The sequence below is a fragment of the Streptomyces sp. NPDC048506 genome, from assembly GCF_040651315.1.
GTDB lineage: Bacteria > Actinomycetota > Actinomycetes > Streptomycetales > Streptomycetaceae > Streptomyces.
Genome location: NZ_JBEZIX010000007.1, coordinates 189,915 through 202,731, shown reverse-complemented (window position 1 = coordinate 202,731; position 12,817 = coordinate 189,915). Strand labels below are relative to the sequence as shown.

The 12,817-nt window shown below is 74.0% G+C and carries 13 protein-coding genes; 3 read left to right on the top strand and 10 right to left on the bottom strand.

Going from position 1 to position 12,817, the window contains the following annotated elements:
• Positions 1 to 118 precede the first annotated feature (118 nt).
• A complete protein-coding gene (locus tag AB0C96_RS07925) occupies positions 119 to 1,474 on the top strand; it encodes an FtsW/RodA/SpoVE family cell cycle protein (RefSeq protein ID WP_362914848.1) in 1,356 nt (451 codons plus the stop codon).
• A 433-nt stretch (positions 1,475 to 1,907) separates the two neighbouring features.
• Positions 1,908 to 3,092 carry a class I SAM-dependent methyltransferase gene (locus tag AB0C96_RS07920; RefSeq protein ID WP_362914784.1) on the top strand — a complete coding sequence of 395 codons (1,185 nt, stop codon included), beginning with the start codon at positions 1,908 to 1,910 and terminating at the stop codon, positions 3,090 to 3,092.
• A gap of 7 nt (positions 3,093 to 3,099) precedes the next feature.
• Here AB0C96_RS07920 and AB0C96_RS07915 read toward each other — a convergent pair whose 3' ends face one another.
• From AB0C96_RS07915 to tsaB, 4 genes are all read right to left on the bottom strand, one after another.
• Positions 3,100 to 3,465 carry a hypothetical protein gene (locus AB0C96_RS07915; protein ID WP_362914782.1) on the bottom strand — a complete coding sequence of 122 codons (366 nt, stop codon included), beginning with the start codon at positions 3,463 to 3,465 and terminating at the stop codon, positions 3,100 to 3,102.
• 120 nt (positions 3,466 to 3,585) lie between these two features.
• On the bottom strand, positions 3,586 to 4,716 hold the full coding sequence (gene tsaD, locus AB0C96_RS07910; RefSeq protein ID WP_362914780.1) for a tRNA (adenosine(37)-N6)-threonylcarbamoyltransferase complex transferase subunit TsaD: 1,131 nt from the start codon (positions 4,714 to 4,716) through the stop codon (positions 3,586 to 3,588).
• Between the two features lie 5 nt (positions 4,717 to 4,721).
• Entirely contained in the window at positions 4,722 to 5,249 is a 528-nt protein-coding gene (locus AB0C96_RS07905; protein WP_362914847.1) for a GNAT family N-acetyltransferase, read from the bottom strand.
• 80 nt (positions 5,250 to 5,329) lie between these two features.
• On the bottom strand, positions 5,330 to 6,040 hold the full coding sequence (gene tsaB, locus AB0C96_RS07900) for a tRNA (adenosine(37)-N6)-threonylcarbamoyltransferase complex dimerization subunit type 1 TsaB (protein ID WP_362914778.1): 711 nt from the start codon (positions 6,038 to 6,040) through the stop codon (positions 5,330 to 5,332).
• Positions 6,041 to 6,169: 129 nt separating this feature from the next.
• On the opposite strand from tsaB, the gene AB0C96_RS07895 reads away from it, so the two are divergent.
• Positions 6,170 to 6,736 (top strand): hypothetical protein, encoded by a 567-nt coding sequence (locus tag AB0C96_RS07895; RefSeq protein WP_362914776.1) that lies wholly within the window; start codon positions 6,170 to 6,172, stop codon positions 6,734 to 6,736.
• Between the two features lie 37 nt (positions 6,737 to 6,773).
• Here the strand turns inward: AB0C96_RS07895 and AB0C96_RS07890 are convergent, their stop codons facing one another.
• The 6 genes from AB0C96_RS07890 to AB0C96_RS07865 form a co-directional block, all read right to left on the bottom strand.
• Positions 6,774 to 7,019, bottom strand: a complete 246-nt coding sequence (locus tag AB0C96_RS07890) for a hypothetical protein (RefSeq protein WP_362914772.1) — start codon at positions 7,017 to 7,019, stop codon at positions 6,774 to 6,776.
• 195 nt (positions 7,020 to 7,214) lie between these two features.
• Positions 7,215 to 7,751, bottom strand: a complete 537-nt coding sequence (gene tsaE / locus AB0C96_RS07885; protein WP_362914770.1) for a tRNA (adenosine(37)-N6)-threonylcarbamoyltransferase complex ATPase subunit type 1 TsaE — start codon at positions 7,749 to 7,751, stop codon at positions 7,215 to 7,217.
• Positions 7,752 to 7,846: 95 nt separating this feature from the next.
• Positions 7,847 to 9,163, bottom strand: coding sequence for an alpha/beta hydrolase (locus tag AB0C96_RS07880; protein ID WP_362914846.1), 1,317 nt, complete (start codon positions 9,161 to 9,163; stop codon positions 7,847 to 7,849).
• Positions 9,164 to 9,198: 35 nt separating this feature from the next.
• A complete protein-coding gene (gene alr / locus AB0C96_RS07875; protein ID WP_362914768.1) occupies positions 9,199 to 10,395 on the bottom strand; it encodes an alanine racemase in 1,197 nt (398 codons plus the stop codon).
• A 59-nt stretch (positions 10,396 to 10,454) separates the two neighbouring features.
• Complete coding sequence (locus tag AB0C96_RS07870; RefSeq protein WP_362914766.1) at positions 10,455 to 11,282, bottom strand: L,D-transpeptidase; 828 nt, start codon at positions 11,280 to 11,282, stop codon at positions 10,455 to 10,457.
• A 108-nt stretch (positions 11,283 to 11,390) separates the two neighbouring features.
• Entirely contained in the window at positions 11,391 to 12,815 is a 1,425-nt protein-coding gene (locus AB0C96_RS07865) for an NAD(P)H-hydrate dehydratase (RefSeq protein WP_362914764.1), read from the bottom strand.
• Positions 12,816 to 12,817: the final 2 nt, after the last annotated feature.

Genomic DNA, 12,817 nt, shown 5'->3' with positions numbered 1-12,817 from the left:
CGTCGATCAGCCCGGACCGGCCCGCGGCGTCGACCATCGATGGCGGAGGTATCGCGTGCGTGGACTGACCAGCGCCCCCCGGGCGACCGGGGAACCGGAGAGCGAGGCCGAGCGCACCATGACGTTCGCCGCGCTCGCCCTGGCGCCGGACCGCCGGAAGACCGAGGCCTGGCTGCTCGCGTTCGTCGTCCTGATCGCCGTCTTCGGCTACACCTACACCGGGCTGTCGATGACCGGCCGGCTGCCCGGCGGGCTGGTCGGCTTCGCGGTCAGCATGTTCTTCCTGGCCCTGGTGCCGCACCTGGTGCTGCGCCGCTTCGCCCCGCGCGCCGATCCGCTGATCCTGCCGGCGGCGACGCTGCTGACCGGGATAGGCCTGGTCCTGCTGCACCGCTTGGACATCACCTACGCGCGGACCCCGCACCTGAAGATCGCCGAAGCGGCCAGCGGCCAGCTGGTGTGGTCGGTGATCGGGGTCGCGGTCTGCATCGTCATCCTGCTGGTGCTGCGCGATCACCGCATCCTCCAGCGGTACATCTACCTGACGATGGTGGTCGCGCTGGTGCTGCTGATGGCACCGGCCTTCTTCGGCGCGGACATGTACGGCGCAAAGCGCTGGATCCTGCTCGGCCCGCTGTCGTTGCAGCCCGGCGAGTTCGTGAAGATCATGATCTCGGTGTTCTTCGCCGGCTACCTCACCGTCAACCGCGACGCACTGGCACTGGCCGGCCGCCGGGTGATGGGCGTCCAGCTGCCCCCGGGCCGCCAGCTCGGGCCGATCTTCACCATCTGGGCCATCAGCCTCCTGGTGCTGATCTTCGAGCGGGACCTGGGCACCTCGCTGATCTTCTTCGGCGTCTTCGTGATCATGCTGTACATGGCCACCAACCGGACCAGTTGGGTGGTGTGCGGCCTGCTGATGGCCACGGTCGGCGCCGCCGTCGTCGGCTCCCTGGAGCCCCATGTGCACGGCCGGGTCACCGCCTGGCTCGACCCCATGCGGGCCTTCACCAAGCAAGGCGTGGCGGAGGGCATGTCCGACCAGCTCGGCCAGGCGCTGTTCAGCTTCGGCAGCGGCGGCATCAGCGGAAGCGGCCTGGGCCAGGGCCACCCCGAGCTGATCGGCTTCGCCGGCAACAGCGACTTCATCCTCACCACGGTCGGCGAGGAGCTGGGCCTGGCCGGGGTGATGGCCGTGCTGATGCTCTACGTGCTGCTGGCGCAGCGCGGACTCCGGGTGGGGCTGACCGCCCGCGACCCGTTCAGCAAGCTGCTCGCGGTCGGACTCGCCGGCGCCCTGCTGCTCCAGGTCTTCGTGGTCGCCGGCGGCGTCACCGGCCTCATCCCCCTGACCGGCAAGGCCCTGCCCTTCCTCGCCAAGGGCGGCTCCTCACTCGTGGCGAACTGGGTGATGGTGGCACTCCTGCTCCGCATCAGCGATCACGCCCAACGACGGCGCGAGCCGGTGCGGTGACCTCCCACGTTTTTGTCTGCGGCGCCGTGGCCTTGGCGGCCGGCGTTCTCCGCACGTTGTTGGCTTTCCCGCCGTGATGGTTGTTCGCCGTTTCGCCTGCGGCGGGCGTGGGTTGTCGGGTGCGGTGACGGTCCTCCGGGGTAGGGGTGTGGGACTGCTTCGCTTTACGTCCCACACCCCTACCCCTCCGGCCCGCCCCCTCCCGTGAGTGGGAGGAAAACGGTCGTGGTTGTGGACGCCGGTGGCCCCCTGCCGGCAGTCGACAGACGGCGCACGCCCCCACAAGTCCTTCCCCCCACTCACGGGAGGGGCCGCGCCGCAGGACGAAGTCCGGAGGAGCGGCACCGCACCCGACACACAACGCCCGCCGCAGGCGAAACGGCGAACAACACCCACGGCGGGAAAGCCAAAAACGTGGGGGGAAAATAGATCCGTGCACGAACTGGAGATCTTTGCCGCCCTGCTGGCCCCCGAAGGGCAGGCGTTGCTGGCCGAGCTGCGTGACTTCGATCCCGCGGACGAGCTGGCGGCCGCCACCCGGCTGCGGCGCGACCACGCCGCGCCGCTGGTGTCCGCCGCGCTCGGCCAGGCACGGCTGCGGCAGCGCGCGGCGGCGAAGTTCGGCGCGGACGCGCAGCGGATGTACTTCACGGCCAACGGCGTGGAGCAGTCCACCCGCACCGCGGTCGCGGCCCACCGCGCGGCCCGGCTCGCCGCGCTGGGCGTCCGTTCGCTGGCCGATCTGTGCTGTGGGGTCGGTGGTGACGCGATCGCCCTGGCGCGGGCCGGGATCCGGGTGCTGGCCGTCGACCGTGACCCGCTGGCCTGCGCGGCGGCGCGGGCGAACGCCGAGGCGCTGGGGTTGGCGGAGTCGATCGAGGTGCGCCTTGCGGACGTGACACAGGTGGACACCGCCGGGTACGACGCGGTGTTCGTCGATCCGGCGCGGCGCAGCAAGGTGCGGGGCGGCCGCATCTTCGATCCCGAGGCGTACTCGCCGCCGTTGTCGTGGGCGGTCGAGGCGGCCCGTACGGCACCGTTCGCGGCGCTGAAGATCGCACCGGGGGTGCCGCACGAGGCGCTGCCCGAGGACGCCGAGGCGGAGTGGATCTCCGACGGGGGCGAGGTGAAGGAAGCGGTGCTGTGGTTCGGCACGGAGCCGGGTGCCCGCCGCGCCACGCTCCTGCCGGCCGGCGACTCGCTGCGCGGCGCGGGACTTCCCGACCCCGAGCCGGGGCCGGTGGGTCGTTATCTGTACGAGCCGGACGGTGCCGTCATCCGCGCGCATCTCGTCGCCGACGTCGCCGCCGACCTCGACGGCCGGCTGATCGACCCGACCATCGCGTACATCACCGCGGACGCGCTGCGCCCGACCCCGTACGCCACCGCCTACGAGATCACCGACGTGTTGCCGTTCAACGTCAAGCGGCTCAGGGCGCTGCTGCGCGAGCGCGCGGTCGGCACCGCGGTGATCAAGAAGCGCGGCTCGGCGGTCGAGCCGGAGGAGCTGCGCAAGAAGCTGAAGCTGGGTGGCGGCGGCAACTCCGTGACGATCTTCCTGACCCGGGTCGCGGGGGCGCCGACGATGCTGCTCGGGCACCCGGCGCGGGCGGTCTGAGCGGCGCTCACGCCAGGTCGGTGAGGTCCTCGGCGTAGATCTGGGAGAGCGGCTGGGGGCCGACGTACTGCTGGCAGGTGCACTGGCCTGCCTCGTACTGGACGGGCTTGTGGTCGGCGTCCCAGGCGACCGCTATCTCCACCAGCTCATGACACTTGCCCTTCTTGTCATGTTTGGCGAGGTGGTGGGTGCAGCCGCACACCGGCTCCGGCGGCTTCTGGGCGGCGGCCAGCTCCTGCCGGTCCTGACGGGCGGTCTCCAGGCGCTCCATCTTGCGCTCGTGGCGCGTGCGCAGGGCCGTGCGCGCCGTGTCGGCGACCTTGGCGAAGCCGCCCGCCATGAAGAAGATGAAGACCCACCAGAACCAGTCCACAGCCTGTCGCCTCCCCACGTGCGCGCCCGGTGCTGCTCCAGGGTAAGACCTCGGGGCGGACGCGGGGTCAGGGGGAGGCGTCGGTTGTCACCGATCCTCAGAAAGGTCCCCGACCGGTCGTCACGAGTACAGGTTCTGCTTGCTCATCTCGTGGACGTGGTCGTGGTCGTGGCCGTGGCCGTGATGGTGGTCCGGTGCCTCGCCCGGCACATGCGGGTCGGTGACCGGGAGCGACGAGTCCGCCGAGAGGTCCCAGGCGGAGGCCGGCCGGTTGCGGGCCACCATCTCCGCGCCCAGGGCCGCGACCATCGCGCCGTTGTCGGTGCACAGCTTGGGTCGCGGTACCCGCAGGGTGATACCGGCGTCCTCACAGCGGCGCTCGGCCATCGCCCGCAACCGGGAGTTGGCCGCGACCCCGCCGCCGATCATCAGGTGGTCGACGCCGTTGTCCTTGCAGGCCCGTACGGCCTTGCGGGTCAGCACGTCCACCACGGCCTCCTGGAAGGACGCCGAGACGTCCGCGACCGGCACCTCCTCGCCGGCCGCCCGCTTGGCCTCGATCCAACGGGCGACGGCCGTCTTCAGGCCGGAGAAGGAGAAGTCGTAGATCGGGTCGCGGGGGCCGGTCAGCCCGCGCGGGAAGCGGATCGCGTCCGGGTCGCCCTCGCGGGCCCAGCGGTCGATGACCGGGCCGCCCGGGAAGCCGAGGTTCAGCACCCGCGCCACCTTGTCGAACGCCTCGCCGGCCGCGTCGTCGATGGTCGAGCCCAGTGGCCGGACGTCGGCGGTGATGTCGGGGGCGAGGAGGAGGGAGGAGTGACCGCCGGAGACGAGCAGCGCCATCGTCGGCTCGGGCAGCGGGCCGTGCTCCAGCTGGTCGACGCAGATGTGCGAGGCGAGGTGGTTGACGCCGTAGAGCGGCTTGCCGAGGGCGTAGGCGAACGCCTTGGCGGCCGAGACGCCGACCAGCAGGGCGCCGGCCAGGCCCGGTCCGGCGGTGACCGCGATGCCGTCCAGGTCGCTCGCCGCGACCCCGGCCTCCTTCAGCGCCCGCTGGATGGTGGGGACCATCGCCTCCAGGTGGGCCCGGGAGGCGACCTCGGGGACCACGCCGCCGAAGCGGGCGTGCTCGTCGACGCTGGAGGCGATCGCGTCGGCGAGCAGGGTGTGGCCTCGGACGATGCCGACACCGGTCTCGTCGCAGGAGGTCTCGATGCCGAGGACGAGCGGTCCGCCGCGTGAGTCAGCCATGGTTCTCAAGTTCCTTGTACGGAGGGTGCTTCGGAGGAGGTCTGGGTGGTACGACGCATGACCAGGGCGTCGACGTTGCCGGGCTGGTAGTAGCCGCGGCGGAAGCCGATCGGCTCGAAGCCGAAGCGTTCGTAGAGGCGCTGGGCCCGGAGGTTGTCGACCCGGACCTCCAGCAGCACCTCGTGGCACTCGAAGTCCGTTGCCGCGCCGAGGAGTTCGGTCAGCAGCCGGGCGCCGAGTCCGGTGCCCCACTGGTCGCGGTGGGTGGCGATGGTCTGTACGTCGCCGGTGCCGTCGACGGCGGCCAGCCCGGCGTAGCCGACCAGCCGGCCCGCCCGCCCGTCGCCCGACAGTCGCCCCTCGTCGGCGCCGCTGCGCGGCGGCACCTCCAATTCGGCGACGAGGTAGCGGCGGGTGGCGTGCGGGCCGCGGGCGTGCGCCAGCTCGGACCAGAACATGCCGGCCGACCAGGCGTCCTCGGGGAACAGGTCGCGCTCCAGCTCCAGCACCGGCGCTATGTCCCACCAGCGCATCTCGCGCAGCGTGGCGGGTGGGGTGGTGCCGCCGCGCGGCGGTGCCGTCGGGCGGCGGTGGTCGGGCGACGGGCGGACCATCACTTGGGTGTGACCACCTTGTAGTTGGCGGGCACCTGGGCGTCCGGGCGGCGCAGGTACAGCGGCCGCGGCGGCAGCAGCTCCTCGCCGGCCGCCAGCTTCGAGGCGGCCAGCTCGGCGAGTGCGGCGCCGGACTGGTGCTCGGGTGCCGTGCGCCGGACGCCGGTGAAGACGGTGTCGTAGAGCAGCGCGCCGGCGCCCACGGCCGGGACGTCGGCCACCTGGTCGGCGATGTCCGCGGGGCGGTCGACGGACGGCTCGGTCAGCCGGGTCAGCGAGAGGGGCGCCGCGGAGCGGCTCGTACCGGGGTGGTGGTCGGGCGACGGGTGGGCGGCGTAGCGCGCCCAGTAGACCTCCTTGCGGCGGGCGTCGGTGGCCACGACGAAGGGTTCGGTCAGCCCGGAGGCGTAGGCGAGGCCGTCCAGCGTGCACAGGCCGTGGACCGGCACGTCGAGCGCCGCCCCGAACGTGGCGGCGGTCACCAGGCCGACCCGCAGTCCGGTGTACGGCCCCGGCCCCACTCCGACCACGATGTCGCTGACCTCGTCGAGCTTCCGGCCGGCCTCGGCCAGCACCCGGTCGACGGCGGGCAGCAGCAGCTCGCCGTGCCGGCGCGCGTCGACCTGGCGGGACTCGGCGAGGACGCGCGTCCCGTCGTGGAGCGCGACGGTGACGGCGGGGGTAGCGGTGTCAAGAGCTAGCAGCAGCACCTCTCAAGACTACGGCTCGGCCGGCGGTGCCCCTTCCCCTGCTACCGTCGCCCCTTGAGCCGGGGAACGCAGACCGGGGAACGCAGACCGGGGAACGCAGACCGGGGAACAGGGAGAGGTGGCACAGCGGTGCCCGCTAAGAGCAGCACGTTCGTCACGGCGCTGACCACGGCTGCCGTCGTCGTGGTCGGCGTGCTCGGCTACCAAGCCGCGGCGTCCGCCCCCGACCGCCTCACCCCGGCCCGCAGTGACGGCCGTCCCGGTGGGGCCAAGGACCCCGCGGACCGGCCCGGCAAGAAGGCCAAGCCGCCCGCCCCGGCCGTCCCCGCCGCCTCCGGCACGGGCCGGCGGGTCGTCTACGCGCTCGGCGGCAAGCGGGTCTGGCTGGTCGACGCGAAGGGCGCGGCGCTGCGCACGTTCGCGGTCACACCGAGCACGGTGCACCCGGCGCCGGGGACGTACCCGGTCACCTCGCGGTCGGTGAGCGTCACCGGCTCGGACGGGATCGCGATCGAGCATGTGGTGCGGTTCGCCACCGTCAGCGGGGTCACCGTCGGCTTCAGCGCGGCGGTCGACGGCTCCCGGCCGGACCCGGGCTCGGCGAAGAAGACCGGCGGCATCCGTGAATCGCGGGACGACGGCAAGGCGATGTGGGACTTCGCGCTACAGGGCACCAAGATCGTCGTGGTCTCCTGACCGGGCGGGCGCCGGCCGGCCCATTAGCCCCTTCGGGCTACGCGGCGTGGCGCCCCCGAGTGGACGCGGGCTCGCCCTCGTCCTCGTCCTCGTCCTCCGCCGCCGGCTCGTCCGCGGAGCGCGCGGGCGCCGGCTCCGTGCGGCGCGCCCCGGCACGGGCTTCCTCGGTGCGGGACTCCTCGGCGGCGTCCGGGGGCGTGGAGACGGCGCTGGCCGCGGCACAGGCCGCCAGCAGCTCATTCATCGTCGGCGTCTCGCGTGCATCGTGCTGGTGGGCCGACATGGACGCCTCCTGGGCTCCTGGGGCATGCGACAGAAGCTAGGCTCGCTACTTAGGCTGACCTAACTGGGGTCTCTTCCCATGTGACCACGCCCGGCACCAGCTGCGCAACATCTTACCGACGGCTTGTCGGAAACTACCGGACGACGCCCGGGTACGGCACGGACGACGAGGTGGGGCGGCCGGGCGGCAACGGCGTCAGCAGGTCTCCAGCTCCGGCAGCCCGGCGTCCGCCCAGCGCGGCCCGTGGCCGGTGATCGTCACCTCGCGCACGTCGTCCACCTCGTCCTCGGGGTGGCCGTGCAGCCCGCCCGGCGCGTCGGCGCCCACGGCCCGCCCGATCACCACGTGCAGCCGGTCCTCGGACAGCTCCTCGACCTTGCCCTCGCCCCACTCCACGACCACCACCGACTCCGGCAGCGAGACGTCGAGGTCCAGGTCCTCCATCTCGTCCAGCCCGCCGCCGAGGCGGTAGGCGTCGGCGTGCACCAGGGCGGGGCCACCGGTCAGCGAGGGGTGCACCCGGGCGATGACGAAGGTGGGCGAGGTCACGGCGCCGCGCACGCCCAGGCCCTCGCCCAGGCCGCGGGTCAGCGTGGTCTTACCGGCCCCCAGCTCACCGGTGAGCAGCACCAGGTCGCCGGGGCGCAGCAGCGGAGCCAGTCTGCGGCCCAACTCCTGCATCTGCTCGGGGGACTTGACCGTGATGTGGGCGAGGGCGCCGGTGGTGCTCATGCCGCAAATGGTACGGCCTGCCCATCCTTCGGCCACCATCCCGCACCGGCCGCCGGCAGGTCCCGCCGGCGGCCGATGAGCGCGCGTCCGGCGGCTCAGGCCCGTGCGTGCCGGGAGCTGCGGGCCGTCTCGGTCGCCCGTTCCACCAGTGACACCAGGTGCTCGTTGACCAGCTCGGGCCGCTCCAGCATCACCAGGTGCCCGGCGCCGGCGACGCACACCAGCTCCGCGTCCGGCAGCACCTCGGCGATCGTCCGGCTGTGGTCCGCCGGCGTGATCAGGTCGTTCTCCCCGGCGAGGACCAGCGCGGGCACCGCGTCGTACGCCACCAGCGCCTCGGTCTTGTCGTGCACCGCGAACGCCGGGAAGAACTCGGCGACCACGTCGATCGGGGTCGCCTCGATCAGCCGCTCGCCGAACCGCGCGATGCCCGGGTCCACCTGCTCCGGTGATCCGAACGAGTACCGCTTGATCAGCCCGGCGAACAGGTCGGCGGTGGCCCGCCGCCCCCGTTCGACGATCTCGTGCTGCCAGCCCAGGGCCCTGAGCACCCCCGGCGCGAGCCGGTGGAAGGCCTTCATGCCCATCGACGGCAGCCCGTAGCTGACCTCGCTGAGCCGGCCGGCGGAGGTGCCGATCAGGGCCACCCCGATCACCCTCTCCGCGACGTACTCGGGGAACTGGTCGGCCAGCGCCATCACCGTCATCCCGCCCATGGAGTGGCCGACCAGGACGATCGGTCCCTCCGGCACCGCGGCGTCCAGCACCGCCTTGAGGTCCCGGCCCAGCAGGTCGATGGTGACCTCTTCCGTGCCGTCGATCTGGCCGTGCCCGCGCGCCGAGCGGCCGTGGCTGCGCTGGTCCCAGTGGACGGTGCGCACCGTGCCGCGCAGCGCGGCGCGCTGGAAGTGCCAGGAGTCCTGGCTGAGGCAGTAACCATGGCTGAAGACCACCGTCGGCGTCGCCGAGCGCCGCCCCAACGCGGCCGTCAGACGCTTGCGCAGGCCACCCTGGGCCTCCTGGGCGGCACGGGCCTCCTTGCCGCGGGCCGGCTTGGTGGAGCGGCCGTGCTTGGCGTCCTTGCCGCCCTTGCCGTTCTTCCCGTTGCTGCCGTTGGTGGCCGGCCGGCCGCCGGTCGCCGGATCGCCCGGCTCGTCGACCTCGTAGTACAGCTCGGTCCCGTCCTCGGCGATCGCCGCCCCCGAGGTGCCGCGCAGCGTGCCGTACGGGCCGGCGGCGTCCAGCGCGAGCCGGGCCCGGCGGCGCATGCCCCGGCCGACGGTCATCCGCTCTATCGCCACACCGGCCGCGGCACCGGCCGCGACCACGCCGATCGCGGCGCCGGCGAGGCCGGCGTGCCGGCCCGCCTTCGCCCAGTTGGTGGCGGCCTCGGTCGCCACCTCGGCCGCCATCTCGACCGCCTGCGCGGCGGCCTCCGTGCTGTCCGTCATGCGGTACCCCCCGTGAGCGCGGTGTCCCCTGCGGCTGTTTCGACTCCGTTCCGTATGTCGCTGTCCACATAGACGCGCGGCACCCGGCTCCCGATCCGGGTGACGATTTCATAGCCGATGGTTCCGGCCGCGCGGCCCCAGTCCTCCGCGGTCGGCTCACCGCGGTCCCCGGGCCCGAAGAGCACCGCCGGATCGCCCGCCTCGGCGCTGTCGCCGCCCAGGTCGACCACGAACTGGTCCATCGCGATCCGCCCCGCGACCGTCCGCCACTTGCCGGCGACCCACACCGGGCCGGTGCCGGAGGCGTGCCGCGGAATGCCGTCGGCGTAGCCGAGCGGGACCAGCGCGAGGGTGGTCTCGCCGGGCGTGGTGTACCGGTGCCCGTACGACACGCCGTGGCCGGCCGGGACCCGCTTGACCGAGGCGAGCGAGGCCTCCAGGGTCATCGCGGGCCGCAGCCCGAGGTCCTGGGAGGTGCCGAGTTCGGGGCTGGGCGAGACGCCGTAGATGCCGATGCCGGCCCGCACCAGGTCGAAGTGCGCCTCGGGGAGGGTGAGCGTCGCCGGGGTGTTGGCGAGGTGCCGCACCTCGGGGCGCAGCCCGGCCGCCTCGGCGGTCCCGAGCGCCTCGTGGAAGGCCGCGAGCTGGGCGGCGATCGAGGGGTGGCCGGGCTCGTCGGCGCAGGCGAAGTGCGACCAGACGCCGGTGACGGTCAGCGCGCCCTCGGCCTCGGCGGCGCGGGCCGCACGGGTCAGCTCGGCCCAGTCGGCGGGCTGGCAGCCGTTGCGGCCGAGGCCGGTGTCGACCTTGAGCTGGACCCGGGCGGGACGGCCGGCGGCGCGGGCCGCCACGGTCACTTCGCGCAGCGCCCACAGCCCGCTCACCGAGACGTCGATGTCCTGCTCGACGGCCTTGCGCCAGGGTCCGCCCGGCGTCCACAGCCAGCACATCAGCCGCCCGGTGTCGCCGGCCGCGCGCAGCGCGAACGCCTCTTCGGGCAGCGCGGTGCCCAGCCAGCTCGCGCCGGCCTCGCGGGCGGCGCGCGCGCAGGGCACCGCGCCGTGTCCGTAGCCGTCGGACTTGACCACGGCCATCAGCTCTGCCCCGGATGCGCGTTCCCGCAGCTCACGAACGTTCGACCGCACGGCGGCGAGGTCGATGGCGGCACGGGCGCGCTTCGCTGTCTCGTTCATCCCCCTCAGTGTCGCAGGCGATGCCGTCGCGCCCAGGGGGACGGGCGGGAAAACCGTGCTCACCCGGTGGGCTTCCGCCCCCATACGTGAACGATGTCGCCCTTCTTCAGCACATCCCACAACCTGCGGGCGTCCGACCAGGTGAGGTTGACGCAGCCGTGCGAGCCGTCGCCCTCGTAGAGGTCGTCGTAGACCCCGTGCAGCGCCTCCCCGTGGTCGAAGAACTGCGCGTACGGCATCGGCGAGTGGTACAGGTTCGAGACGTGCGCCTTGCTCCGGAGGTAGATCCGGAACGTCCCGGTACGGGTGGGTTGCCCCGGATAGCCGGTGCGGATCGCCACCGGGTCGAAGAGCACCCGCCCGTTCTGCTGCACCCACATCAGCTGCCGGTCCAGGTCGACGCAGACCGTCCGCTCCGCGTGGTCCGGGCAGTGTCCGGCCCGGTTCGGGTCCCGCTGGGCCCGCATCAACCGCACCATGGCGCCGGTGACCGGCCCCGCGAAGCCGGTCGCCGGGGCGATCCGGTGCGCCCGCTGGAACTGCTGGATGGCCCGGCAGTCCGCCGTGCTCTGCCGGCCGTCCACCGCCCGCCGCAGGTAGCGCTCGGCCTGCCGCTGGAAGGGCCCGCTGGCCCGACTGCATCCCCCGTTGTCGGCGGCCTCCCGCTCCGACTCGGAGCGCGGTACGTACTCGAAGTGCACCTGCCGGTCCCGGGGCGGGCCGGACACCGGCCGCCCGGCCGCTCCCGGCGCCTTCGGGTCGCCCGGCCTGCCGGGCACCACGTCCACGGCCGGGTGCGGGCCGACCGACGGCGCGGCGGCCGCGGACGGCCCGGCGAGGGGGAGCAGCGAGGCACCGACCAGCAGCGCCACAAAGGTCCGTTTCATACCCTCACGGTTGCCGTGCGCCGGGCCGCCGCGCCACCCGCCCGGGGCCAGGTTCGCCCTGGTGCCCGCGGCATTCCCCCGCCGGGCGTAACGGCGCTCCGGGAGCTGTCAGTCCGTCACATCCCGCCAGGCGGCGCCCAGATGGTCCGCGACCTGGGAGGCGAGGATCGGCGCGCCGCCCGGCCCGGCGGCCCGCCGGGCGGCGAGGCCGTGCAGGTACGCGCCGACGGACCCGGCGTCGCGCGCGGTGAGCCCGCCGGCGAGCAGCGAGCCGGTCACCCCCGACAGCACGTCCCCGCTCCCGGCCGTCGCCAGCCAGCCGGTCCCGGTGGGGTTCGCCCGCACCGGCCCCTGAGCCCCGGCGACCAGCGTCGTCGACCCCTTGAGCAGCACCGTGGCGGCGTACCGCGCCGCCAGCTCGCGCACCGAGCGCAACCGCCTCGCCTCCACCTCGTCCCGGCCGCAGCCGAGCAGCGCCGCCGCCTCCCCGGCGTGCGGCGTCAGCAGGGTCTCGGCGGTGCGCTCCCGGACCCGCTGCGGCGTCAGGAACCGCAGCCCGTCCGCGTCCACCAACACCGGCACGTCCGAGGCGAGCACGTCCTGAAGCGCCCCGGACTCGTCGCCGAGGCCGGGCCCGATCACCCAGGACTGCACCCGGCCCGCCTTGTGCGGCGGCCCGGCGTGCACCAGCGTCTCCGGGAAGCGGGCCAGCACCGCGTCCGCGGCCGGCCCGACGTACCGGACGGCCCCCGCGCCACCGCGCAGCGCACCGGCCACCGCCAGCACCGCGGCTCCCGGGTAGCGCGCCGATCCGGCGACCACCCCCACCACGCCCCGCCGGTACTTGTCGCTCTCCGTCGACGGGCGCGGCAGCAGCTCCGCCACGTCCGCGTGCTGCAACGCCTCCACCTCGGCCTCGTCGGGCAGCGTCAACCCGATGTCCACCAGCCGCAGCGCCCCGGCCCGCTCCCGCGCCGGGTCGATCAGCAGCCCCGGCTTGTACGCGCCGAACGTCACCGTGGCGTCGGCCCGGACCGCGTCCCCGCCCACCTCGCCGGTGTCGGCGTCCACCCCGCTGGGCAGGTCGACCGCCACCACCGGCGCCGACTCCCGGGCCGCACGGGCGAGTTGCGCCGCCTCCGGGCGCAGCCCGCCGCGCCCTCCGATGCCCACGATCCCGTCCACGACCAGATCGGCCCAGGCGAGGTCCCGCGGCGCATCGTCCGACACCCGCCCGCCGGCCCGCAGCAGCGCGGCCAGCCCGCCCCGGTGCGCCCGCTCGGGCGAGAGCAGCACCGCCACCACCCCGGCCCCGCGCCGCGCCAGCCGGGCCCCGGCGTACAGCGCGTCCCCGCCGTTGTCGCCGCTGCCCACCAGCAGCACCACCCGGGCGCCGTACACCCGCCCGAGCAACTCCCCACAGGCGACGGCCAGTCCGGCCGCCGCCCGCTGCATCAGGGCCCCTTCCGGCAACCGGGCCATGAGCTCCCGCTCGGCGGCCCGCACGGTCTGAACGCTGTAGGCAGTCCTCATAC